General features: G+C 67.1%; 22 protein-coding genes. All 22 read right to left on the bottom strand.

From position 1 onward, the window contains the following. Position 1: 1 nt before the first annotated feature. Complete coding sequence (locus tag J7U46_RS19755; protein ID WP_282828904.1) at positions 2 to 763, bottom strand: hypothetical protein; 762 nt, start codon at positions 761 to 763, stop codon at positions 2 to 4. A gap of 200 nt (positions 764 to 963) precedes the next feature. Then, positions 964 to 1149 (bottom strand): hypothetical protein, encoded by a 186-nt coding sequence (locus J7U46_RS19750; protein ID WP_282828903.1) that lies wholly within the window; start codon positions 1147 to 1149, stop codon positions 964 to 966. 3 nt (positions 1150 to 1152) lie between these two features. Beyond that, on the bottom strand, positions 1153 to 1446 hold the full coding sequence (locus tag J7U46_RS19745; protein WP_282828902.1) for a hypothetical protein: 294 nt from the start codon (positions 1444 to 1446) through the stop codon (positions 1153 to 1155). After that, positions 1443 to 2180: a hypothetical protein gene (locus tag J7U46_RS19740; RefSeq protein ID WP_282828901.1), complete on the bottom strand. Its 738-nt coding sequence runs from the start codon at positions 2178 to 2180 to the stop codon at positions 1443 to 1445. The genes J7U46_RS19745 and J7U46_RS19740 overlap by 4 nt, the downstream gene beginning before the upstream one ends. Before the next feature lie 14 nt (positions 2181 to 2194). Further along, positions 2195 to 3130 carry a UDP-3-O-acyl-N-acetylglucosamine deacetylase gene (gene lpxC / locus J7U46_RS19735; protein ID WP_282828900.1) on the bottom strand — a complete coding sequence of 312 codons (936 nt, stop codon included), beginning with the start codon at positions 3128 to 3130 and terminating at the stop codon, positions 2195 to 2197. 23 nt (positions 3131 to 3153) lie between these two features. Then, entirely contained in the window at positions 3154 to 5148 is a 1995-nt protein-coding gene (locus tag J7U46_RS19730) for a sensor histidine kinase (protein WP_282828899.1), read from the bottom strand. Positions 5149 to 5297: 149 nt separating this feature from the next. After that, the gene (gene ftsZ, locus J7U46_RS19725) at positions 5298 to 6539 is read right to left on the bottom strand and encodes a cell division protein FtsZ (RefSeq protein WP_282828898.1); all 1242 of its coding nucleotides are present in this window, start codon (positions 6537 to 6539) and stop codon (positions 5298 to 5300) included. Positions 6540 to 6680: 141 nt separating this feature from the next. Further along, positions 6681 to 7910 (bottom strand): cell division protein FtsA, encoded by a 1230-nt coding sequence (gene ftsA / locus J7U46_RS19720; RefSeq protein WP_282828897.1) that lies wholly within the window; start codon positions 7908 to 7910, stop codon positions 6681 to 6683. A 20-nt stretch (positions 7911 to 7930) separates the two neighbouring features. Beyond that, complete coding sequence (locus J7U46_RS19715; protein WP_282828896.1) at positions 7931 to 8767, bottom strand: cell division protein FtsQ/DivIB; 837 nt, start codon at positions 8765 to 8767, stop codon at positions 7931 to 7933. 14 nt (positions 8768 to 8781) lie between these two features. Then, positions 8782 to 9756, bottom strand: a complete 975-nt coding sequence (locus tag J7U46_RS19710; RefSeq protein WP_282828895.1) for a D-alanine--D-alanine ligase — start codon at positions 9754 to 9756, stop codon at positions 8782 to 8784. Beyond that, entirely contained in the window at positions 9753 to 11126 is a 1374-nt protein-coding gene (gene murC / locus J7U46_RS19705; protein ID WP_282828894.1) for a UDP-N-acetylmuramate--L-alanine ligase, read from the bottom strand. The genes J7U46_RS19710 and murC overlap by 4 nt, the downstream gene beginning before the upstream one ends. Next, on the bottom strand, positions 11123 to 12196 hold the full coding sequence (murG, locus tag J7U46_RS19700; protein ID WP_282828893.1) for an undecaprenyldiphospho-muramoylpentapeptide beta-N-acetylglucosaminyltransferase: 1074 nt from the start codon (positions 12194 to 12196) through the stop codon (positions 11123 to 11125). The genes murC and murG overlap by 4 nt, the downstream gene beginning before the upstream one ends. Then, on the bottom strand, positions 12193 to 13368 hold the full coding sequence (gene ftsW, locus J7U46_RS19695; protein ID WP_282829159.1) for a putative lipid II flippase FtsW: 1176 nt from the start codon (positions 13366 to 13368) through the stop codon (positions 12193 to 12195). Before ftsW ends, murG begins: the two co-directional genes overlap by 4 nt. A gap of 83 nt (positions 13369 to 13451) precedes the next feature. Further along, complete coding sequence (gene murD / locus J7U46_RS19690) at positions 13452 to 15215, bottom strand: UDP-N-acetylmuramoyl-L-alanine--D-glutamate ligase (protein WP_349239498.1); 1764 nt, start codon at positions 15213 to 15215, stop codon at positions 13452 to 13454. A gap of 10 nt (positions 15216 to 15225) precedes the next feature. Continuing rightward, on the bottom strand, positions 15226 to 16404 hold the full coding sequence (gene mraY, locus J7U46_RS19685) for a phospho-N-acetylmuramoyl-pentapeptide-transferase (RefSeq protein ID WP_282828892.1): 1179 nt from the start codon (positions 16402 to 16404) through the stop codon (positions 15226 to 15228). A gap of 6 nt (positions 16405 to 16410) precedes the next feature. Then, a complete protein-coding gene (gene murF, locus J7U46_RS19680; protein ID WP_282829157.1) occupies positions 16411 to 17820 on the bottom strand; it encodes a UDP-N-acetylmuramoyl-tripeptide--D-alanyl-D-alanine ligase in 1410 nt (469 codons plus the stop codon). A gap of 29 nt (positions 17821 to 17849) precedes the next feature. Beyond that, the gene (locus J7U46_RS19675; RefSeq protein ID WP_282828891.1) at positions 17850 to 19334 is read right to left on the bottom strand and encodes a UDP-N-acetylmuramoyl-L-alanyl-D-glutamate--2,6-diaminopimelate ligase; all 1485 of its coding nucleotides are present in this window, start codon (positions 19332 to 19334) and stop codon (positions 17850 to 17852) included. Continuing rightward, entirely contained in the window at positions 19334 to 21103 is a 1770-nt protein-coding gene (locus J7U46_RS19670) for a penicillin-binding protein 2 (RefSeq protein WP_282828889.1), read from the bottom strand. Before J7U46_RS19670 ends, J7U46_RS19675 begins: the two co-directional genes overlap by 1 nt. Next, positions 21103 to 22896: a penicillin-binding protein 2 gene (locus tag J7U46_RS19665; RefSeq protein ID WP_282828888.1), complete on the bottom strand. Its 1794-nt coding sequence runs from the start codon at positions 22894 to 22896 to the stop codon at positions 21103 to 21105. The genes J7U46_RS19670 and J7U46_RS19665 overlap by 1 nt, the downstream gene beginning before the upstream one ends. Further along, positions 22893 to 23186 carry a cell division protein FtsL gene (ftsL, locus tag J7U46_RS19660; protein WP_282828887.1) on the bottom strand — a complete coding sequence of 98 codons (294 nt, stop codon included), beginning with the start codon at positions 23184 to 23186 and terminating at the stop codon, positions 22893 to 22895. Before ftsL ends, J7U46_RS19665 begins: the two co-directional genes overlap by 4 nt. Continuing rightward, complete coding sequence (gene rsmH, locus J7U46_RS19655; RefSeq protein ID WP_282828886.1) at positions 23183 to 24169, bottom strand: 16S rRNA (cytosine(1402)-N(4))-methyltransferase RsmH; 987 nt, start codon at positions 24167 to 24169, stop codon at positions 23183 to 23185. The genes ftsL and rsmH overlap by 4 nt, the downstream gene beginning before the upstream one ends. Next, positions 24169 to 24597, bottom strand: coding sequence for a division/cell wall cluster transcriptional repressor MraZ (gene mraZ, locus J7U46_RS19650; protein WP_282829156.1), 429 nt, complete (start codon positions 24595 to 24597; stop codon positions 24169 to 24171). Before mraZ ends, rsmH begins: the two co-directional genes overlap by 1 nt. Positions 24598 to 24757 lie beyond the last annotated feature (160 nt).

Genomic DNA, 24757 nt, shown 5'->3' with positions numbered 1-24757 from the left:
GTCAGGCGACCTTGAACTGCAGCGGCAGCAAGGCCTGCAGGCGGCGTGCCGTGCTGCTCTGGCGCGTGGCCTGCTCGCCGCTCCAGGCGCTGGAGAGGTCGCGCACGCCCGACAGGTCGATGTCCGGGTGCCAGGTCTTGACCGTGAACTCGTAGAGCGGATGCTGGGCTTCACGCCACAGCGGCTCGGCGCCGGGCACGCTCAGGCTCATCACCCGGTGCGGCACGCCACCGATGTGGGCCATCGGGTGGTAGGCGCCGGTCTCGCCGACGTCGGTGAACAGCAGGCCGTCGTAGATGCGATCGATGGGCTTGCGGCCGGTCAGCACCATCCAGTCGATGCGCTGGCCCAGGCAGTATTGGTAGAAGGCCTTGAACAGGGCGTTCCGCACCAGCGAGGCATTGGTACCGGCCTGGATGCTCAGGCGCGTCGCCTCGACCAGGCGGTGGTGCTGGAAGCGCTCCGGCAGCGCCAGCGAGGCTTCCAGCGGCAGCGGTTCCAGGGCATTGGCATGGGTGCGCAGCGTGCCGAGCAGGCTGCCATCCAGCTTGGACACGGCGATGAAGACCTCACAGCCGAGGTCGAAGTCGGCCGCCTCGGGCTGGGCCAGGCGCTGGCCCATCTCGGGCAGATGCCGGCCATAGGCCGACGAGCGCAGACGCACGACGTCGTCCAACTCACTGCGTGTGGCAATCCTCACCTGGAACGGCAAGCGCTCCACTCCAGCACCCTCTCGGCCCATCCCATCGCCCGGCTTGTTCATGTCAGGTCATTCCTATTGAAGGAAGGCCAGTCTAGGGGCGGAAAGCTGCGCACAAATTCACGAGTTGGCTGCCGAATCCCGGCCAGATCATGTCCCTGAAACATGTCTGGTGAAGATCCGCACAAGCCATGGGAATCCGTGCGAATTTCGCACGCAAGACCTGGCACAAACCCGGCCAGCACAAACCCGCAGGCAGCCCGTCAGAGCAGGATCGCGAGCCGCTCGAGGATGAGCACGCCGAAGAAACCGAGGCCGGCCAGCACCGTCCATTTGACGATCACCAGGCCCAGCCGCCGCCAGCGCTGCTGGCCGGTGGCGATGAACAGCGCGAAGCTGACGACGGCAGCGAAGAGCAGCAGGCCGATGAGGAGACGGGCGATGGCCATGGGTCAGTGGGCGGCGCGTGTGACGACCGCGTCGCAGCTGTCGCTCGCAGTAGCGGTTTCGACGAGTTCGGCTGTGAGAATTCGCGGCAAGGACTCGAAGTACCGTCCATGTGTACGCCGCAGCCCCTGCTCGTCTGCCGCTTCAAGAATGACGACTTCGCGAAGAATGCCTTGCGACAACAGCTGCAGTTCAAGATCCAAGCGAGCTTTCTCCGCCTGCGCCCGATGCAAGTCTGCAAAGGGTTCACAGCGAATCAGCGAACTCGAGCTTCGGTCGTATTCCACCAAGAAAATCATCGTTCATCTCCGGATTCAGCCAACAGTTGCCGAATCCATTGTTGGTACGCCGCCTTCCCAGCCGCCACATTGTGCTGCAGTTGTTCGCGCAAGGCGTTCAGCGCCTGAGGCAGCGCGGCGTCCCCTCCATCCACGCGTCGGCGGTAGGCCTCAGCCAGTCTTTCCGCCCGCTCTATCTCCGCTTGCATGGCCGATAGCCCGGCAAGTTGCTCCAGCAACTGCTGATCACCCTGACCGTACTTGATTTCATGGCCGTAGACGTCAGCCAATTTCTCGGACAGCGTAGCCCATCGATGCTGCAGTTCCGTCCGAACCTGGACCTCGACCCAGCGGTCGGTATCAGAGACGATCAGATGGACGGCCCTGTAGCCATGACTCGGAGTCTGGCGACGATCTTTCAAGTCAACGCTCGGGAACATTGAACGTAGCGAACCCAGCAATCGGTCCTGGTCAACGATGGAGTCAACCAGGATCCGACAGCCAGCGATGTCCTGAATACGGCTGAGTCGAGATTTCTCACGGCGCAACTTGTCGATGATGGCCTGGGTCGACTTGGCAGGACGGACGGTCGGCTCGATGCCTAGGCTCATTCGAATCCGCCCCACGACGCTTTCAGAAGCCAAAGCAAATGACTGCCTGTATTCATCAAGCAGCATCAGATCGGCTGGCTCGATCCCCTCAGCGCGCCGCAATCGTTCACCGAGACGATCCAATTGCGACTTGCTCAGCCCCATCGCAGCGCCTCAGCTCACCAAGCCGGCGCCAGCTCGGCAAAGCCTTGCGGCGCCTGCTTCTCGTCCTGGAAGCTGACCAGCTCCCAGGCTTCGCTGTCAGCCAGCAGCGCGCGCAGCAGCTTGTTGTTCAAAGCATGGCCGCCCTTGAACGAGGTGTAGGCCGCCAGCAGCGGATGACCAGCAACCTGCATGTCGCCGATGGCGTCGAGGATCTTGTGCTTGACGAATTCGTCGTCGTAGCGGAGGCCGTCGGCATTGAGCACGCGGTAGTCGTCCACGACGATGGCGTTGTCCATCGCGCCGCCCAGGGTGAGGCCACGGCTGCGCATGACCTCGATGTCGCTGGTCATGCCGAAGGTGCGGGCACGCGCGATCTCGCGCTTGTACTGGCCCGAGCCCATGTCGAAGGTGTATTGCTGACCGGTGGCCGAGACGGCTGGGTTGTCGAACTCGATCTGGAAGTTCAGCGTGTAGCCGTGGTGCGGCTCGAGCTTGGCCCACATCAGGCGCTTGCCCTCGCCCTGGCGCACTTCCACGGACTTCTTGACCCGCAGGAACTTCTTGGGCGCGTTTTGCAGCTCGATGCCGGCACTTTGCAGGAGGAAGACGAAGCTCGCGGCCGAACCATCCAGCACCGGCACCTCGTCGGCATTGATGTCGACGTAGAGGTTGTCGAGGCCGAGGCCGGCACAGGCGGACAGCAGGTGCTCGATGGTCTGGACCTTGGGGCCGTTCGGGTCGCCGTTGGGGCTGATGGTGGTGGCCATGCGGGTGTCGCAGACCGTGTCGGTACGCACCGGGATGTCGACCGGCTCGTTCAGGTCGACGCGGCGGAACACGATGCCGGTGTCCGGCGCCGCCGGGCGCAGGGTCATTTCGACCTTCTGGCCGCTGTGTATGCCCACGCCGACGGCTCGGGTCAGCGACTTCAGGGTGCGTTGCTTCAACATGCCCCGATTGTCGGCGATAGCGCTTAACCCTGGGTGTTGCTGAGGTTGGGTGCGGGCTCGGCGCGCTGCACTGGCAGGCGCAGGCACATGCGCGTGCCGTGGCCGAGGCTGCTCTCGAAAGTGACGCGGCCGCCGAGGCGCTGGGCACGGCGCTGCTGGCTCTTGAGGCCGCGGCCGCGGCGGGCGGTCTCGATGTCGAAGCCTTCGCCGTCGTCCTCGACACGGATCTCGACCGCATGGCCCAGGTGCCGCGTGGAGATGCGCACCCGCGTGGCACGCGCATGCTTGAGCACATTGGCCAGCGCCTCCTGCATCAGGCGCAGCACGTGCAGCGCATCAGGCGGCTCCAGCCACTCCAGCGGGGGCAGGTCTTGCACGTCCCATTCCATGACGAGGCCGCCCGCCTGCAGGCGCTTGCCGAGGCGATAGCGCATGGTGGCCAGCAGCGAGACCAGGTCATGGCCCACCGGCTCCAGCGAGTCGATCACCAGGCGCAGGTCGTCCACGCATTCGCGCAGCACCTCGACCACCTTGTCCTGGTCCATGCTGCCCTGCTCCACCGCCACCATGGCGGAGAGCAGCGATGAGCCCAGGCCGTCGTGCATGTCCTGCATCAGGCGCTGGCGCTCGACCAGCAGGGCCTGCTGGCGCTCGGCCTCGCGCAGCCGGTCGTGCTGGGCCTGCAACTCGGCGCCTTGATCGGCCAGGCGCAACCCCAGTTGGGCATTGGCTTCCTCGACCTGGGCCAGCGCGTCCACATAACGCCGCTGCACCGCATAGAGGAAGCAGACGACGATGACCAGGGTGGCAAACGGCATCAGGTAGATGTGCTCGGGCCAGGCCCAGCCGGCCAGCAAGGCCAGGTCGTGCAGGCCCAGCACCAGGCCGAGCAAGAGGCTGATCGCGATCAGGCGCAGCTCGCGGCTGCCGCCGCGCAGGGCCACGCCGCCGACGAAGAGCGTGCCCAGGCCGCCGACCACCGCGTTGACGATGTGCTGCAGCACCACCGGGTCGCTCAGCAGCGATACAAAGGGCATGGTCAGCAGGCTGGAGACCACCACGAAGGCCGCCACCGCGCGCTCGAACTTCGGATACTGCTGGCGGGCAAAGCGCAGCGCGAACAGGAAGGTCAGCAGCATCACCCAGGACATCGAGGCATGGGTGGCCCACCAGAACCATTCAAGGCCGGCATGGGTGCGCGGCAGGTCCAGGTGGTAGTGCAGGTTGCGCACCAACCAGGCCACGGTGGCCAGGGCAAACAGCAGATAGGCCGGCTCCTGGCGGCGGCGCACCCAGAGCGAGATGGCGAACAGGCCGAGGATGACCAGGGTCAGGCCGGTGGCCTGGGGCACGCCGATCTGCAGGGCCCAGCGCGTGTCGTAGCGCGGCTCCAGGTCCTCGCGCGCGCCCAGCCAGACGCTGGAGACCGAATAGAAGCTGTCGCGCAGCACCGGCACGGCCACGACCATCTCGATCATCTGGTCCTGGCGGTGCTCGGTCAGGGCCGCCGGCACCACGGCCCACAGCGGCCTCACCCATTGCTCGCGCGCACCGGCCTGGTTGTCGAACACCGGGCGCCAGCCTTCATCGGTCTTGACCAGCACGGCCGCCGCCATGGTCACCAGGCGCGGCATGTAGAGCGCCACGCTGGTCGGCCAGCGGCCTTGCGGCGCCACATAGCGCAGGCGGTACCAGCGCATCTGGAAACGCGGCTCGGCCTCGCTCAGGCCCGTGGCCGGGCCGCGCGTGCGCACGTCGGGCAAGGTGACTGGATGCCAGGCTGCTGGGTCGGCGGGGGGTTGCAGCCGCGTCGGCAGCTGGCCGGGCGTGCCATCGAGCGAGCGCAGGGCGGCCCACCATTCGCGCAGTTCCTCGTGGCTCCAGCTGGAGAGGGCCAGCTGCGCCGTGGTGGCACGGTCGCCAGAGCTGGTCGGCGCGCCCTCGGGCATGGGCATGCGCTGCGCCCCGGCTGGCAAACCGGTCAGCAGCAGCAAGAGGACGAGGATCAGGGCGCGCATCGAGGGGGCTTGGTGCGATCAGCGGCAAGGAGCCCGGAGTTTCCCCGACCGCACCTCGCCTGCCTAGCCGTCCCGATGGGGGACATGGTCCGCCCCAAAAGCAAAGACCCGGCGGGTGCCGGGTCTTGCGGGAGCGTGGGGCTCGGCCCTTAGTCGGCCTGCTTTCGCAGGAAGGCCGGGATCTCGATCTCATCCATGCCGTTGCTGGACAGGGCCTCGACCTTGGTCGCGGCGGCCGTGCGGCCATGGCGCCAGACGCTGGGCACGGTCATGCCCGAGAAATCACCACCGGCACCCACCGTGGTGGCACCAGGCTGGGCCATCGTGGCCGACATGTTCACCGGCTGGGTCAGCACGGGCATGTTGTCCGTGCCGGTGCGGCGCAGCACTTCGGGCTGGACCACTTGCAACGGCGGCTGCTGCTGCACCTTGGCCTTGCCCTGGTTCAGGCCGGTGGCGATGACGGTGACGCGCAGCTGGTCGCCCAAGCTTTCGTCGTAGGCCGTGCCGTAGATGACGTGAGCGTCTTCAGCGGCATAGCGGCGGATCGTGTTCATCGCATTGCGCGACTCGGCCAGCTTGAAGTTGCTGCGGCTCGCAGCGATCAGCACCAGCACGCCGCGCGCGCCGGACAGATCGATGCCTTCCAGCAGCGGGCAGGCGACGGCAGCCTCGGCGGCCTTGGCAGCGCGGTCCGGGCCGCCGGCTTGCGCCGTGCCCATCATGGCCTTGCCCGGCTCGCTCATCACGGTCTTGACGTCTTCGAAGTCGACGTTCACGAGGCCGGGGATGTGGATGATGTCGGAGATGCCGCCAACAGCGTTCTTCAGCACGTCATTGGCGTGCGCGAAGGCCTGGTCTTGCGTGACGTCGTCGCCCAGCACGTCGAGCAGCTTGTCGTTCAGCACGACGATCAGCGAGTCGACATTGGCTTCCAGCTCAGCCAGGCCGGAGTCGGCCGCCTTGGTGCGGCGCGTGCCTTCGAAGTCGAAAGGCTTGGTCACCACACCGACGGTGAGGATGCCCATTTCCTTGGCGACTCGGGCGATCACCGGGGCTGCGCCGGTGCCGGTACCACCGCCCATGCCGGCGGTGATGAACAGCATGTTGGCGCCCTGGATGGACTCGCGGATGCGGGCCTCGGCCTCTTCGGCGGCCTGACGGCCGATTTCGGGTTTGGCACCAGCGCCCAGACCCGATTGACCCAGCTGCAAGAGCTGGTCGGCCTTGGAACGGTTCAGTGCTTGGGCATCAGTATTGGCGCAGATGAATTCCACGCCCTGAACGCCCTGGGCAATCATGTGCTCGACCGCGTTGCCGCCGCCGCCACCGACCCCAATCACCTTGATTTGGGTGCCCTGATCAAACTCTTCGATCATTTCGATCGCCATAAGAAACCTCCTTCAGCAATTATGCAGTTGCCATGCGTCAAAAAATACCGGGAAGAACCCTTTTATTGCCCTTGTCGTTGTGGCCCGACATAAACGTGGTGGCAAGAAAAAGATTCCCGTCCCCGGTGCCCAATCCAGTACTCAGAAATTCCCCAGAAACCAGTCCTTGGCGCGGCCGAACAGGGTTTTCATCGACCCCGCCTGCTGCGCCGCCTTCAAACCCCGGGTGCGCGAAACGCGCGCTTCTTCCAGCAAACCCATCACAGTCGCCGACCTGGGGTTGGCAACCATGTCGAACAGCGCGCCGTCGTAAGTCGGGTTGCCGCGCCGCACGGGTTTCAGAAAAATGTCCTCGGCGAGTTCCACCATGCCCGGCATGACGGCCGATCCGCCGCTCAAAACAATCCCCGAGGACAGCAGTTCCTCATACCCGCTCTCGCGAATCACCTGGTGCACCAGCGAGAATATTTCCTCGACTCTGGGTTCAATAACGCCGGCAAGTGCTTGTTTTGAAAGCATGCGCGGTGCGCGATCGCCCAATCCGGGTACCTCGACCTGATCCGCCGGGTCGGCCAGCAATTGCTTGGCCACGCCGTGTTCGACCTTGATTTCCTCGGCATCCTTGGTCGGGGTGCGCAGGGCCATGGCGATATCGCTGGTGATCAAATCCCCGGCGATGGGTATCACGGCGGTATGGCGAATCGAGCCGCCGGTGAAGATCGCCACGTCGGTCGTGCCGGCGCCGATATCGACCAGGGCCACCCCGAGGTCGCGCTCGTCGGCGGTCAGTGCGGCGGCACTCGAAGCGCTGGGGTTCAGCACCAACTGGTCCACTTCAAGGCCGCAACGGCGCACGCACTTGACGATGTTCTCGGCCGCACTCTGCGCGCCGGTCACGATGTGGACCTTGACCTCGAGCCGGCCGCCGCTCATGCCGATGGGCTCCTTGACCTCATGGCCGTCGATCACGAATTCCTGCGGCTCGACCAGCAGGAGGCGCTGATCGTTCGGGATGTTGATCGCCTTGGCGGTCTCGACCACGCGGGCCACGTCCACCGGCGTCACTTCCTTGTCGCGCACGATCACCATGCCGGTGGAGTTCTGGCCGCGGATGTGGCTGCCGGTGATGCCGGTGAAGACGCGGCTGATCTTGCAGTCGGCCATCATCTCGGCCTCCTTCAAGGCCTGCTGGATGGACTGCACCGTGGCATCGATGTTCACCACCACGCCGCGCTTCAAGCCATGCGAAGGCGCGACGCCGAGGCCGGCGATGCGCAGCTCGCCGTTGCCCATCACCTCGGCCACCACCGCCATGATCTTTGCGGTGCCGATGTCCAGACCCACGACGAGATCCTTGTATTCCTTGGCCATCTCTTCTTTCCTTGTGGTCTTTACTTGTTCTTGCCCCGGCCGGTGGCCGGAGTCGTGGTGGTCGAAACGCCGCGCAGCTTGAGCGCATAGCCGTCGCGGTGGCGCAGGTCGGCGGCCAGCAGCTCGGATTGGTAGCGCGAGGTCATCTGCGTCAGCGTCAGCACGAACTGCTGGAAGCGCGCCAGCACCTCGGCGTCGCTGCCGCGGCCCAGCTCGATTTCGACGCCCTTCTCCAGCTTCAGCCGCCAGGAGCCGCGGCCCGAGAGGTCCAGCCGCTCGGCGCTGTCCGACAGCGTCTGCGTCATTGGCTGCAACTGCTTCCAGAGCGAAAGCATGTGGCCGGCCGTGCCCGCCGGGCCCGACAGCGTCGGCAGGTTCTCGTCTTCCACATCGCCGAGATTGGCCTGGAAGACTTCGCCGAAACTGTTGACCAGCTGACGCTCGACCGCCGCATCGCTCTGCGCGTCGGCGCCTTCGGCCTTCAGCTCCCAGTAGGCGGCCGGCTGGTGCTCTTCCAGCTTCACCTTCAGCTTGGCCGGCCAGACGCGCTGCACCGTGGCGTTGCGCACCCAGGGCACAGCCTCGAAGGCCTGACGAGCCTGCTGCAGATTCATCGTGAGAAAGGTGCCCGAGAGACGCGGCAGCGCATTGGCCCGCAGCGTGGCCGTGCTGTTACGCGCCACGTCGCCCTCCACCTGCACCGCGCGGATCGCGAACACCGGCCGGCGCGCCAGCCAGTTCGCGCCATAGGCCAGCACCGCCAACACCAGGCCGATCACCAACAGCGCTGCCACGCCGTTCATCAGACGGACGTCCGGCGGCAGCTGCACTTGAAGGGTGGCGGAGTTGGCGGCCATGGCTTTGTTTGGGGTCAGGCCTTGCCTGCGTCGAGTCGGGCCTGCGACAGCAGCCACAAGCACAGCTGCTCATAGGTGATGCCTGCATGGCCGGCCGACTTGGGCACCAGCGAATGCGAGGTCATGCCGGGCGAGGTGTTCATCTCCAGAAGGAAGGGCTTGCCGTCGCGCTTGCGCAGCATCAGGTCGGCGCGGCCCCAGCCGCGGCAACCCAGGGACCGGTAGGCCGCCACCGTCAGCGCCTGGATCTCGCGCTCCAGCGCCGCGTCCAGGTGACCCATCAGGTAGCGCGTGGAGTTGGTGAAGTACTTGTTCTGGTAGTCGTAGTTGCCTTGATCGGCTTCGATCTGAATGACCGGCAGCGCGAACGCCGCAGCGCCCTCGCCCAGCACCGGGCAGGTCAGCTCGGGGCCTTCGATGAATTCCTCGCAGAGCACCTCATCGTCGTACTTGGCCGCGGCTTCGACGGCGGCCTGCATTTCCGAGTAGCCATTGACCTTGCTGATGCCGATGCTCGAGCCCTCGTGCGGCGGCTTGACGAAGAGCGGCAGGCCCAGCTCGTCCGGCACGGTGATCACGCGCTCGCGCACCAGCTCGGCCTTCGCGAGGCTCAACCAGCGCGGCGTGGAGAGGCCGTCGGCACGCCACAGCCGCTTGGTCATGATCTTGTCCATGGCGATGCTGGAAGCCATCACGCCGGAGCCGGTGTAGGGAATGCCGAGCAGCTCCAGCGCGCCCTGCACCGTGCCGTCTTCGCCATGGCGGCCATGCAGCGCAACGAAACAGCGGGCGAAGCCCTCGCTCTTCAGCTCATGCAGGCCGCGCTCCGACGGGTCGAAGGCATGGGCATCGACACCCTGGCTGCGCAGCGCCGCCAGCACGCCGGGGCCCGACATGGTCAGCGAGACCTCGCGCTCGGCCGAGGAGCCGCCCATCAGCACGGCGGTCTTGCCGAGTGCCTTGGGATCGATGTTCAGGTCTAGTTTCATTTCAGCAGCTCCACCGTCTGCGCAGGCACGGCGCCGATCGAACCGGCACCCATCACGATCACCACATCACCATCGCGGGCCGTCGCGGCAATCGCCGCCGGCATCGCGGTCACTTGCCCCACCAGCGTTGCATCGCTTGCCGCAGCGAGCGATACGGCATCGGCGCCCTCGATGACCGCTTCGCCCGCCGAATACACGTCCGCCAGCAACACGCCATCGGCCTGCTTCAGCACGCGCACGAAATCGGCAAAGCAGTCGCGCGTGCGGGTGTAGCGATGCGGCTGGAAGGCGAGCAGCAGGCGCTGGCCCGGGAAGGCGCCGCGCGCGGCGGCCAGCACCGCAGCCATCTCGACCGGGTGATGGCCATAGTCGTCGATCAGCGTGAAGCGGCCGCCATCGGCCGCACGCAATTCGCCATAGCGCTGGAAGCGGCGACCCACGCCACCGAACTTCTCCAGCGCAGCCACGATGGGGCCGTCCGGCAGCTCGATCTCGCTGGCCACGGCAATCGCGGCCAGCGCGTTCAGCACGTTGTGGCGGCCCGCCAGGTTCAGGGTGATCTTCAAGTCGGCCTGACCAGCGCGCTGGGCGGTGAAGCTCATCTGGCCGCCGGGCAGTGCATGCACGTCCACCGCACGCACCTCGTTGTGCTCGCTGAAACCGTAGGTGATCACCGGGCGCTGCAGCAGCGGCAGGATGGACTGCACGCCGGCGTCGTCGCCGCAGACCACGGCCGCGCCGTAGAAGGGCATCTTGTGCAGGAAGTCGACAAAGGCCTGCTTCAGGCGCTCGAAGTCGTGTCCGTAAGTCTCCATGTGGTCGGCGTCGATGTTGGTGACGACGGCCATCATGGGCAGCAGGTTGAGGAAGGAGGCGTCGCTCTCGTCCGCCTCGACCACGATGTACTCGCCCTGGCCCAGGCGCGAGTTGGCACCGGCGGCGTTCAGCTTGCCGCCGATCACGAAGGTCGGGTCGATGCCAGCTTCAGCCAACACGCTGGTCACCAGCGAGGTGGTGGTGGTCTTGCCATGCGTGCCGGCGATGGCGATGCCCTTCTTCAGGCGCATCAGCTCGGCCAGCATCACGGCGCGCTGCACCACCGGCACGGCAGCGGCGCGGGCGGCCAGCAGCTCGGGGTTGTCGGCCTTGATGGCGGTGGACACGACCACGGCCTGGGCGCCCGCGATGTTGGCGGCCGCGTGACCGACGTGCGTGCGCAGGCCCAGCGTTGTCAAGCGTTGCAGCGTGCTGCTGTCGCTCTGGTCCGAACCCGAGACCCGGTAGCCCAGGTTGTGCAGGATCTCGGCGATGCCGCTCATGCCGGCACCACCGATGCCGACGAAATGGATGTGCTTGACGGCGTGTTTCATTGGACGAGTCCTTCCAACTCGTCGGCCACTCGGGCGGCGGCGCGAGGACGCGAAAGAATGCGGGCCTTGTTGGCCATCTCGAGCAAGCGCGCGCGGTCCAGCCCCTGGATCAGTTCGTGCAGGCCAGCGGCCGTCAGTTCCTGTTGCGGCAGATGGATGGCGGCGCCGTGCTGGGTCATGAACTGGGCGTTGTCACGCTGGTGCGCCGTGGTGGACACGACCAGGGGCACGAGGATGGAGGGCACACCCGCCGCGCAGAGCTCACTGACCGTGACGGCACCGGCGCGGCAAATCGCCAGGTCGGCGGCCGCCAGGCGCTCGGCCATGTTGTCGATGAAGGGCAGGACCTCGGCCTCGATACCTGCGGCGCGGTAGGCCTGCTGTACCTCGACCAGGTTCGCTTGGCCCGTTTGATGCGTGACGACGGGCCGTTGATCAGCCGGCCACAGCGCCAGCGCTTGCGGCAAGGCGGCGTTGATCGCTTTCGCGCCCAACGAGCCACCAACGACGAGCAAGCGCAGCGGGCCCGTGCGCTCGGCGAAACGAACATCGGGCGGCGCAATCGCTTCGATCTCAGCACGCACCGGATTGCCGGTGACGATGGCGTTCTTCGTGTCCGCTGCCGCCTTGCCATCGAAGCCGAAAGCGATGCGCGAGGCAAAGGGCTTCAGGCTCTTGTTCGACAAAAGGATGGCCGCATCGGCATTCACCAGCAGCAGCGGCTTGCGCATCAGCCAGGCCATCAGGCCACCGGGCAGGCAGACATAGCCGCCCATGCCCAGCACGGCATCGGCACTGCGGGTGACGAAGACCTGGCGGCTCTGGACGAACGCCTGCACCAGCTTGAAAAGGCCGGTGATCGTGTGCTTGAGGCCCTTGCCGCGCAGGCCGGCAAAGGCGAGGCGGTCCAGCGGAATGCTGGTCGGCGGCACCAGCTTGTTTTCCATGCCCTGCTCGGTGCCCATCCAGGACACGCTCCAGCCCCGGCGCTTCATTTCTTCAGCGACGGCGAGGCCCGGGATGATGTGGCCACCGGTACCGGCTGCCATGACAACCAGATGCTTGGTCATGCGCGACCTCCGCGCATCAGTTGCCGATTCTCGAGGTCCACCCGCACCACGATGGCCAGCGCCACGCAGTTCATCAGGATCGCCGAACCGCCAAACGACAGCAGCGGCAGCGTCAGCCCCTTGGTCGGCAGCGCGCCCAGGTTCACGCCCATGTTGATGAAGCCCTGGCCCGCCATCCAGATGCCAATGCCTTGCGCGAACAGGCCGGCGAACACGCGGTCCAGCGCCACGGCCTGGCGGCCGATGTGGAAGAGCCGGCGCGACAGCCAGAAGAAGGCAAAGATCACCACGGCCACGCCGACGAAGCCCAGCTCCTCGCCAATCACGGCCAGCAGGAAGTCGGTGTGGGCCTCGGGCAGGTAGTGCAGCTTCTCGACGCTGGAGCCGAGGCCCTGGCCAAACCATTCGCCGCGGCCGAAAGCGATCAGTGAATGCGTCAGCTGGTAGGCCTTGCCCTGGGCGTACTTTTCGTCCCAGGGGTTCAGATAGGCAAAGATGCGCTCGCGGCGGAATTCGCTGAAGGTGATCATCAGCACGAAGGCGCCGACCAGCACCGCCACCACCAGGAAAAACATGCGGCCGTTGACGCCGCCGAGGAACAGGATGCCCATGGCGATGGCCGCGATTACCATGAAGGCGCCCATGTCGGGCTCGGCCAGCAAGAGCACGCCGATCACGCCGAGGGAGACGATCATTGGCCACACGGCCTGGACGAAGTTCTCTTTGACCTCCATCTTGCGCACCATGTAGCTGGCCGCGTACATGGCCATGGCCAGCTTGGCCAGCTCGGAGGGCTGGAAGTTCATCACGCCCAACGGCACCCAGCGGCGGGCGCCGTTCACCACCTTGCCGAGGCCCGGGATCAGCACCGCCACCAGCAGCACCAGGCTCGCCACAAACAGCCATGGCGCCCAGCGCTCCCAGCTGCTGATCGGCACCTGCACCGTGATCAAGGCGGCGATCAGGCCGGCCACGATGTAGAGCGACTGGCGGATGAAAAAGTGCATCGGCTGGTATTTGCCGAACTTGGGGTTGTCCGGCAAGGCGATGGATGCCGAATAGACCATCAGCAGGCCGAGGCCCATCAGCGCGATCACGACCCAGACCAGGGTCACGTCAAAGCCGGCGAGCTTGGTCGGCTGGCCGGCGGCCACCCAGTCGCGCACCGGCACGGCGGTGGCGCCCTCAGCCTCGCCGCCCTTGGCGAGGAAGCGCTGGCGCAGGCCTTGAAAGAAGCTCGTCACGGCGGCCGCGTTCACAGCGAGGCCCCCTTGTCGGCCGCCAGCGCCTCGGCCGCGGCCACGAAGACCTCGGCGCGGTGCGCGTAGTTGCGGAACATGTCGAGCGAAGCGCAGGCCGGGCTCAGGAGCACGCTGTCGCCGCTGTGAGCCTGTGCGAAGCACCAGGCGGTGGCGGCTTCCAGCGTGTCATGGCGTTGCATCACCAGGCCGCTGTCCAGCAGCACGCTTTCAATCGCGGCGGCATCGCGACCGATCAAGGCCACGGCACGGGCGTTCTGGATCAGCGGCGCGCGCAGCGGCGAGAAGTCCTGGCCCTTGCCATCGCCGCCGAGGATCACGACCAGCTTGGCCGGCGCGCGATCGGCGCCGAGGCCGCTCAAGGCCGCGACGGTGGCACCGACGTTCGTGCCCTTGGAGTCGTCATAGAAATCAACGCCATCCAGCGTGCCGATGTGCTGCACGCGGTGCGGCTCGCCCCGGTACTCACGCAGGCCGTGCAGCATAGGCGCCAGCGGCAGGCCGGCGGCGGTGCACAGTGCCAGCGCGGCCAGCGCATTGGCGGCGTTGTGGCGGCCCCGGATGCGCAGCGCGTCGGCCGGCATCAGGCGCTGCACGACCAGCTCTTCTTCCTCGTCGCCGGCCTTGCGCTTGATCGTGGGGTCGCTCTCCAGCGCACGCACCAGCCAGGCCATGCCACCGTCGTTGACGAGGCCGTAGTCGCCGGGGCGCTTGGGCGCATCGAGGCCGAAGCGCACGACATTGCGGCCCTGCTCTATCTTGCGGCGGCCACGGCCCGGGCTGACCATCACCGTGGCCGGCACCAGGGCCTCGACGGCTGCGTCGTCGCGATTGATCACCATGATGGCCTCGGCGCCGAACACGCGGCCCTTGGCGCGCGCATAGGCCGCCATGTCGCCATGCCAGTCCAGATGGTCTTGCGTGATGTTGAGCACCGTGGCGGCCGTGGGCTCGAAGCCTTCGACGCCCTCCAGTTGGAAACTCGACAGTTCCAGCACCCAGGCCTCGGGCAGGTGCTCGAACACCGGGCCCTTGGGCGGCGGCGGCTTGATCGGCAGCGGCGCTTCGTCGAGCAAGGCTTCAACTTCCTGCAGCGTGGTGAGCTCGGATTCGGCGGGGGCCGCTTCTGCAGATTCGGCAGCATCGGTCGCTTCTGCCTCGGCCGACTCGGCCGGCTCGGCGGATACATCGGCCGGCGCTTCGATCACTTCCGCAACTGGCGCCTCTTCGGCCGGCGCCGGCACCGGCTCCTGGTCCAGCGCCGCCGCCAGCGTCGTCAGCATGCTCGGGCCGATATTGCCGGCCACGGCCACGCGTTTGCCACAGCGTTCGACCATCTGGCCGGTCAGGCTCGTCGTCGTGGTCTTGCCATTGGTGCCGGTGATGGCCAGCACGATGGGGGCATAGCGGCGCTCGGCCTTCAAGGCGTTCAAGGCCTGCGCGAACAGATCGAGCTCACCCAGCAGCGGCAGGCCCAGCTCGCGGCAACGCGAAAGCAAGGGCTGCAGCCGCGCATCCAGCGGCGAGAGCCCGGGACTCTTCAGCACGGAGCGCAGGCCTTCGGCATCCGCAGCCTGCAATGCGCCGCTGAAGAACTGCGCGGCAGGCACCTGCTCCTTCAAGGCGGCCAGCTGCGGCGGCGTCTCGCGCGAATCCCAGACGCGGATCGCGGCCGCGCCCTGGCGGGCCGCCCAGGCGGCCATGGCCAGGCCGGTATCTCCCAGGCCCAGGATCAGCAGGTGAGCGCCGTTCAGTTCCACCGCTCGCCCTTCAGCGCAGCTTCAGGCTGGCCAGACCGACCAGGCACAGCAGCATGGTGATGATCCAGAAGCGGACGACGACCTGCGTCTCCTTCCAGCCCGACTTCTCGAAGTGATGGTGCAGCGGCGCCATCTTGAAGATGCGCCGGCCGCTGCCGAACTTCTTCTTGGTGTACTTGAACCAGCTGACCTGGATCATCACCGACAGCACTTCGGCCACGAAGATGCCGCCCATGATGCCGAGCAGGATCTCCTGGCGCGTGATCACCGCCAGCGTGCCGAGGCCACCGCCAAGCGCCAGCGCGCCCACGTCGCCCATGAAGACCTGGGCCGGATGGGTGTTGAACCACAGGAAGGCAAGACCTGCCCCCGCCATGGCGGCGCAGAAGATCAGCAGCTCGCCAGCGCCCGGGATGTAGGGCAGCAAGAGGTACTTGGAGAACACCGAGGAGCCGGTCAGGTAGGCGAACACGCCGAGGGCCGAGCCCACCATCACCACCGGCATGATGGCGAGGCCGTCCAGGCCGTCGGTGAAATTCACCGCGTTGCTGGTGCCCACGATCACGAAGAACGACAGGCCCATGAAGCCGAACACGCCGAGCGGATAGCTGACCGACTTGAAGAAGGGCACGAGCAGGTCGGCACGCGGCGGCAGCTCGGTCGAGAAGCCGCTCTGCACCCAGCGGAAGAACAGCTCGAACACGCGCAGCGCCGAGGTCTCGGACACGCTGAAGGCCAGGTAGATCGAAGCGAGGATGCCGATCAGCGCCTGCCAGAAAAACTTCTCGCGGCTGCTCATGCCCTCGGGGTTCTTGTCGACGACCTTGCGCCAGTCATCGACCCAGCCGATGGCGCCAAAGCCCAGGGTCACGGTCATCACGACCCAGACGAAGCGGTTGCTCCAGTCGAACCACAGCAAGGTCGAAACACCGATGCCGATCAGGATCAGCACACCGCCCATGGTGGGCGTGCCGCTCTTGGCCAGGTGCTGCTGCACGCCGTACTCGCGGATCGGCTGGCCGATCTTCATCTCGGTCAGGCGCCTGATAACCCAGGGGCCGAAGGCCAGGCCGATCAAGAGCGCCGTCATGGCCGCCATCACCGCGCGGAAGGTGATGTAGTTGAACAGGCGCAGAAATCCCCACTCGGGGTAGAGGCTCAACAACCATTGCGACAGGCTCAGCAGCATGGCTTCTTACTTCCCTTCAGCGGCCGACAGCGCCGCAATCACTTGTTCCATGCGCATGAACCGCGAGCCCTTGACCAGCACGGTCGAGACTCGCGGCGCTTGGGCGAGCGCAGCCAGCAGCTCGCTCACCGTTTCAAAAGCCCGGGCGTTCGCGCCGTAGGCGGCGGCCGCATCCTTGGCGGCCGGGCCAGCGGTCCAGAGGTGGGACACACCGCGCTCCGCCGCGTAGGCGCCCACCTCGCGGTGGAACTCGGGGCCTTGCGTGCCAACTTCGCCCATGTCGCCGAGGACCAGCCAGGCCGCGCCCGGCAGCTCGGCCAGCACGTCGATGGCGGCGCGCACGCTGTCGGGGTTGGCGTTGTAGCTGTCGTCGATCAGGGTCACGCGGCGGCCGGCCAGCATCACGCTGCCCAGCTGCGAGCGGCCCTTCACGGGGCGGAAGTTCTCCAGCCCCCGCACGATGGCGGCCAGCGGCGCGCCCGCAGCCAGCGCGCAGGTCGCGGCAGCGAGTGCATTGCGAACGTTGTGCTGGCCCGCGACGGCCAGGCTGACTGGCGCATCACCGGCCGGCGTGTGCAGCTCCAGGGCCCAGTGACCCGTGGACTCACCCTCTTCGCCTGCGCCAATCCAGCGCGCGCGGCCAGTCACATCGGCCTGGCCTTGCAAGGCGAAGCTCAGCTCGCCGCGATGGCCCGCCATCTGGTGCCAAATCGGCGCGCAGGCGTCTTCGGCCGGGAACACGGCCACACCCGCTGCGCCCAGCGCCTCGATCACGGCGCCGTTCTCGCGCGCTGCGGCTTCCACAGTCTGCAGGAATTCCTGGTGCTCGCGCTGCGCGTTGTTGACCAGGGCCACGGTGGGCTGGGCCATGGCTGCCAGCGGTGCGATCTCGCCCGGGTGGTTCATGCCCAGCTCGACCACGGCGGCGCGATGCCAGTGGGCATCGTCCTGGCGCAGGCGCAAGAGCGTCAGCGGCACGCCGATGTCGTTGTTGTAGTTGCCCTCGGTGGCCAGCGAGGCGTTGCCCAGCCAGGCGCGCAGGATGCTGGCAATCATCTGCGTGACCGTGGTCTTGCCATTGCTGCCCGTGACGGCGATCACCGGCAGGTGGCAGTGGCGGCGCCAGGCCGTGGCGAGCGCGCCGAGCGCGGCCTTGGCATCGGGCACCTCGATGCCGGCGAGGCCGGCCGCTTCGAGGCCGCGCTCGGCCAGGGCCGCTACGGCACCACTGGCCTTGGCCTCGGCGAGGAAGTCGTTCGCATCGAAGCGATCACCGCGCAGCGCGACGAACAGGTCGCCCTGCTGCAGCGTGCGGGTGTCGCTGTGCACGCGCTCGATTTCGGTCTGGTCGTCGCCAACGAGGCGGGCCGTCGGGATGCTCGTCAGCAGCAGGTGGTGGGCCTGGGCCAGCGTCATCAGCGGCGTGGTGTTGAGGCTCGTCGTGTTCACAGGCCAGCCCTCCGGATCAGGGCGGCGCGGCCCTGTTCGACGTCCGAGAACGGGCGGCGCTCGCCCCTGATTTCCTGGTAGTCCTCGTGGCCCTTGCCGGCCACCAGCACCACGTCGCGGCGGCCGGCTTCGAGCACGGCCTGCGCAATGGCTTGCTGGCGATCGACGACCTGCAAGGCCCCCGGTGCGCCGGCGGCGATGTCGGCCAGGATGGCTTCGGGCGACTCGGTGCGCGGGTTGTCGCTGGTGGCGATCACGCGGTCTGCAAGGCGGTCGGCAATGGCGCCCATCAGCGGCCGCTTGCTGCGATCACGGTCGCCGCCGCAGCCGAACACGCAAACGAGCTGGCCGCCGCGCGCCGCTGCCAGCGGGCGCAGCGCCTGCAAGGCTTTGTCCAGCGCATCGGGCGTGTGGGCATAGTCGACCACCAGCTCCGGCAGCTCGCGGCCGTTGCCCACGCGTTGCATGCGGCCGGGCACCGGCGTGACTTGGGCGGCTGCGTGCGCTGCGTCGGTCAGCGAGTGGCCCAAGGCGCGCAGCGCGCCGATCACGCCCAGCAGGTTGGCGATGTTGTATTCGCCGATCAGGCCGGTTTGCACTTGCAGCGATTCAGCAGCTTCACGCAAGGTGAACGCGATGCCGCCAGCGCCGTAGTGCATGTCATGCGCCGAGAGGCGGGCTTCACCATTCAAGGCATAGGTCCAGACGTCGAGCTTGCCGGACAGTTCCGCAGCCAGCTCGGCGCCCTTGGGGTCGTCGATGTTCAGCACGGCCGCCTGCAGGCCCGGCCAGTCGAACAGCTCGCGCTTGGCCGCCCAGTAGGCTTCCATGCTGCCGTGGTAGTCCAGGTGGTCCTGCGTGAAGTTGGTGAACAGCGCGACCTTCACTTGCGTGCCGGCCAGGCGGTGTTCCTTGATGCCTATGGACGAGGCCTCGATGGCGCAGGCCTCAAAACCCTGGTCGGCCATGCGGCGGAAGGCCTGCTGCAAGAGCACGGGGTCAGGTGTTGTCAGGCCGGTGTAGTCGATGGCAGCAGGCTTGCCTGCCAGCGGAGGCTCGCCGACACCCAGCGTGCCGACGACGCCGCAGCGCTGGCCCAAGAGCGACAGCGATTGCGCCACCCACCACGCGGTGGATGTCTTGCCGTTCGTGCCGGTGGCGGCCACGACGGACAGCGCCTGGCTCGGTGCGCCGTAGTAGGCCGAAGCGATCAAGCCGGTCTTGGACTTGAGCTCGGGCAGCGAGGCCACGCGAGCATCGACGAAGTTGTAGCTGTCCACGCCCTCGGCCTCGACCAGGCAGGTAGCGGCACCAGCGGCCAGCGCAGCCGCCACGTACTCGCGGCCATCGCGCGCATAGCCGGGCCAGGCGATGAAAGCATCGCCGGGACGGACCTGGCGGCTGTCGGTCTGCAGCGCGCCGGTGGTCCATTCCTGCAGCCATCGGGCCGCAGCGTCCGGGGATTTGAGTCGGGTCAGCATCAGAGTTGCTCTTTTCGATCTGCGGCGGGCGTCAGGCCGGCCACGATTTGGGGCTTCACCGCCAGGTCGGGCTGCACCTTCAGCAGGCGCAGGCTGCGGCCGGTCAGCTCGCTGAACACCGGGCCGGCGACCTTGCCGCCGTCGTGCGCGCCCCGGGTCGGCTCATCCACCATCACGGCAACCACGATGCGCGGCTTGCTGATGGGCGCGACGCCGACGAACCAGGCTCGGTACTTGGTCTTGTCATAGCCCTTGCCCACCTGCTTGTAGGCCGTGCCCGACTTGCCGCCCACGCTGTAGCCGGCCACCTGGGCCTGGGGCGAGGTGCCACCGGCTTCGGTGACGGTCTGCAGCATCGTGCGCATGGTCTGGGCCGTCTTGGCCGAGAACACGCGCGGGCCGTGCACGGCCTTGCCCTCGGGCTGCTTGTCCAGGCTCAGAGGGATCAGCTCGCCGTCGCGGGCGAACACGGTGTAGGCATGGGCCAGTTGCAAGAGCGAGGCCGAGAGGCCGTAGCCATAGCTCATCGTGGCCTGCTCGATGGGCCGCCACTTTGCATAGGGGCGCAGCGTGCCGATGGCCGCGCCGGGGAACGGCAGCTGCGGGCGCTGGCCGAGACCGATGGCCGAGAACATGCCGTACAGCTCACGCGGCTGGGCCTGCAGGCCCATCTTGGCGGCGCCGATGTTGCTGGACTTCTGGATCACCTCGGCCACGTTCAAGAGGCCGGCCGGGTGGGCGTCGGTGATCACGGAGCCGAAGAAGTTCCACTTGCCGCCGCCCACGTCGAAGGTGGTCTGTGGCGTCACGCGGCCGGCTTCCAGCGCCAGCGCCACGGTGAAGGGCTTCATCGTCGAGCCGGGCTCGAACTGGTCGGTCAGCGCGCGGTTGCGCAGTTGCTCGCCGCTGAGGTGCCTGCGGTCGGCCGGGTTGAAGCTCGGGTAGTTGGCCAGGGCCAGCACCTCGCCGGTCAGGGCGTCCAGCACCACAGCGCTGCCGGCCTTGGCCTGGTGGGCGGCCACGGCTTCGCGCACGCGCTCATAGGCCTGGTACTGGATGCGCGAATCGATGGACAGGGTCACGTCTTGCCCGTCCTTGGGCGGCACGCGCTCGCCGATGTCCTCGACCACATGACCCAGGCGGTCGCGCACCACGGCGCGCGAGCCGTCGCGGCCCTGCAGCTTGGCTTGCAGGGCCAGCTCCATGCCTTCCTGACCATGCTCTTCGAGGTTGGTGAAGCCGACCACATGGGCGGCGGCCTCGCCTTCCGGATAGCGGCGCTGGTACTCGCGGTCCTGGAACACGCCCTTGATGCCCAGCGCCTTGATCTGCGCGGCCATGGCGTCGTCGCCCTGACGACGCAGCCAGGCGAAGCGGGCGCCGGGCAGCAGCTTCTCGGCCAGTTCGGCGGGCGTGAGGCCAAGGATGCGGGCCAGCTCGGCGCGCTTGGCCGGGTCGGCATCCACATCGGCCGGGATGGCCCAGAACGAAGGCACGGCCACGCTGGTGGCGAGCAGCTGGCCGCTGCGGTCGCTGATGCGGCCACGGCTGGCGGGCAGCTCGAGCTTGTGGCTGTAGCGGGCGGCGCCCTGCTGCTGGAAGAACTCCGTGCCAATGCCCTGCACATAAAGCGCACGACCGAGCAGGCCGGCGAAGGCCGTGCCGGCCACGACGACCAGCAGGCGCGAACGCCACAGCGGCGCCGGCTCAGCCAGCAGCGGGCTCTGCGAATGGTGGACGGAGTGACGGCGGCGCAACCGTTTCAGCATCAGAAGCTCTCCTCCACGGCCTGCATCTTCTGCGCGGCGACGATCTGCGGCTTGACCTCGAGGTCGGGCGGCACATTCATCAGGCGCAGGCTTTGCGAGACGACTTGGCTGAACACCGGGCCGGCCACAGCGCCGCCGAAGTAGACGCCGTTGCTCGGCTCGTCCACCATCACCGCGACGATGATGCGCGGATTGCTGATCGGCGCCAGGCCCACGAACCAGCTGCGGTATTTGTTGCCGGCGTAGGCCTTGCCTTCCTGCTTGTGCGCGGTGCCGGACTTGCCGCCCACGCTGTAGCCGGGCGCCATCGCCATCGGGGCCGTCCCGCCAGGGCCGGCTGCCATTTGCAGCATGCCGCGCATGTCGTGCGCCACCTTGGGCGAGAACACGCGGATGCCATGCACAGGCTCGCCGCTTTGCGAGCGCGTCATGGTGATGGGGATGACCTCGCCATCACGTGCGAACACGGTGTAGGCGCGGGCCAGTTGCAAGAGCGAGGCGGAGAGGCCGTAGCCGTAGCTCATCGTCGCCTGCTCGATCGGCCTCCAGCTCTTGTAGGGCCGCAGCTTGCCGGTGATGGCGCCGGGGAAGTTAATCTGCAGGCGCTGTCCGAGGCCGATGGCCGTGAACATCTCGTGCATCTCGCGCGGCTGCATCTGCATGGCCAGCTTGGCCGCGCCGATGTTGCTGGACTTCTGGATCACCTCGGCCACGCTGAGGTCGCCATGCGGGTGGGCATCGGTTGGCGACCAGCCGGCAATCACGAGGCTGCGCGGCGAGGTGTTGATGATGGTCTCGGGCTTCACGCGGCCGGTTTCCATCGCCAGGCTGGCGATGAAGGGCTTCATGGTCGAGCCGGGCTCGAACACGTCGGTCAGCGCGCGGTTGCGCAGCTGGGCGCCGCTGAGGTTCTGGCGGTCGCCCGGGTTGAAGCTGGGGTAGTTGGCCAGGGCCAGCACCTCGCCGGTCTGGGCGTCCAGCACCACCACCGAGCCGGCCTTGGCCTTGTGCTCGGCCACCGCATCGCGCACGCGCTGGTAGGCGAAGAACTGGATCTTGGAATCGATGCTGAGGTCGATGTCGCGGCCGTTGACGGCCGGCACGCGGTCGCCGATGTCCTCGACCACGCGGCCCAGGCGGTCACGCACCACGGCGCGCGAGCCGTCACGGCCCTGCAGTTCCTTCTGGAACGCGAGCTCGATGCCTTCCTGGCCTCGCTCCTCGATGTTGGTGAAGCCCACCACATGGGCCGCAGCTTCGCCTTCGGGGTATTTGCGCTTGTACTCGCGGTCCTGGAACACGCCCTTCAGGGCCAGGGTCTTGATCTGCGCAGCCGTGTCGTCGTCGGCCTGGCGGCGCAGCCAGACGAAGCGGCTGTTCGGATCGAGCTTGCGCTCCAGCTCATCGCGGCTGATGCCGAGGATCTTGGCCAGCGCGCGGCGCTTGGCCGGGTCGGTATCGACGTCCTTGGGGATCGCCCAGAACGAAGGCACGGCCACGCTGGCGGCCAGCACCTGGCCGCTGCGGTCGTTGATGCGGCCACGGCTGGCGGGCAGCTCCAGCGTGTGGGCATAGCGGGCCTCGCCCTGCTTCTGGAAAAACTCGGTACCGATGACCTGCACATAGAGCGCGCGGCCCAGCAGGCCGGTGAAGGACAGGCCCACCAGCGCTACCAGGAAGCGCGAGCGCCAGGGCGGTGTCTTCGACGCGAGCAGCGGGCTGGAGCTGTAGCTCACGCTGCGCGTATTGACGGCGCGCGTGCCACCTTCCTTGCCCTTTTTGCGGCCGATCATCGGGCCACCCCGCTGGCGCTGCCGTCCATGTGCAGCGAAGCCTGCTGGCTGATGGCCGGCGTGATCGCGCGCATGTTCAGGCGCTCGCGTGCGACCTTCTCCACACGCAGATTGGTGGCCTGGGCTTGGCGCTCGGCCTGCAGTCGCTGCAGGTCGGCGTCCAGCCGGCGCGCCTCGGCCTGGGCACGGTCGATCTCGGTGAACAGCCGGCGCGCCTCATAGGCACTGCGCACCATCAGAATGCCCGAGGCCAGCACGGCCAGCAGCAGCACGAAGTTGAGCCGGCTCATCGCTTGGCTCCCTTGCCATAGCGGCCCTGCGGTTCGGCCGGCAGCGGCGCATCGGTGCGCTCGGCCACGCGCAGCACGGCGGAGCGCGAGCGCCCGTTGGCCTTGATCTCCGCGTTGCTGGGCTTGATGCGCTCCAGCGCTCTCAAGGCCAGCGGCTTGGGCGCAGCAAACGGCGCGCGGCGGTCGAACACTTCCTTGCTGTGCTCGGCAATGAAGTTCTTGACGATGCGGTCTTCCAGCGAGTGGAAGCTGATCACCGCCAGGCGACCGCCCGGTGCCAGCAGCGCCAGGGCGGCCTTCAGCCCCTGCTCGAGTTCCTCGAGCTCACCGTTGACTTGAATCCGAAGAGCTTGAAATGTGCGCGTTGCAGGGTCCTGGCCCGGCTCGCGGGTCTTGACCGCGCCAGCCACGACTTTGGAAAGCTCATCGGTGCTTCGTACGGGCTGCCCCGCGACGCGGCGAGCAACAAGCGCCTTTGCAATCTGAACAGCAAACCGTTCTTCCCCATAGTTCTTTATCACCTCCGCAATCTGGCGCTCGTCAGCGCGGGCCAGGAAGTCCGCGGCGCTTTCGCCCCGGGTCGTGTCCATGCGCATGTCCAGCGGGCCGCTGAAGCGGAAGCTGAACCCGCGCTCGGGGTTGTCGATCTGCGGGCTGGAGACGCCGAGGTCCAGCATCACGCCCTGGACCTGCTCGACGCCCAGCGCGGCGAGCTGCTCGCGCATCTCGGCAAAGGGGGCGTGGCAGATGGAAAAACGCGGGTCCGTGACCCGCGTTTCGCCGGTGGTCGCTGCCGCGACGGCTTCCGGGTCGCGGTCGATGGCGATCAAGCGCCCCTCCGCCGCCAGCTTGGACAGCAGCAGGCGCGAATGCCCGCCACGGCCGAAGGTGCCGTCGACATAGAGGCCGGCGGGATCGGTCAGCACCGCCTCGACGGTCTCGTCGAGCAGCACGGTGGTATGGGTGAAGGCGGCGGCGGACATCAGAAGCTGAAGTCCTTGAGAGCGTCGGGCAGCTCGCTTTCCATCACCTTGGCCTCATGGGCGGCGTAGGCGGCTGCGTCCCACAACTCAAAGTGGCTGCCCATGCCGAGCAGCATCACGTCCTTGGACAGGCCAGCAGCGGCGCGCAGCTCGGGGGCGATCAGCACGCGGGCGGCGGCATCGATCTCGACGTCTTGCGCATTGCCAAGGAAGACCCGCTTCCAGCCGGCCGCCGACATGGGCAGGGCAGCAATGCGATCACGAAAAGTTTCCCAGGCCGGCCGCGGAAAGACCATCAGGCAGCCTTCGGGGTGCTTGGTGACGGTCAGCTGGCCGGCGCAGAGCGCCTGCAGGACCTCGCGATGGCGTGTCGGGACGGCCAAACGCCCCTTGGCATCCATTGCCAAGGCGCTAGCCCCCTGAAACACAAAATTCGCCACGGCGATCCACTAAATTGCACTTTTCACCACTTTAATCACCGCGCTTTGTCAGGTCAAGCGAAATCGCAAATTTATTCAATGAAATCAAGCACTTAGAACCGATTCTTACACTCAATCCGGAGGCAAAAGTTGTTCAAAATGAAGGACT

It is taken from the genome of Pelomonas sp. V22 (assembly GCF_030014915.1).
GTDB lineage: Bacteria > Pseudomonadota > Gammaproteobacteria > Burkholderiales > Burkholderiaceae_C > JAUASW01.
This window is presented reverse-complemented; position numbering and strand designations above follow the sequence as displayed.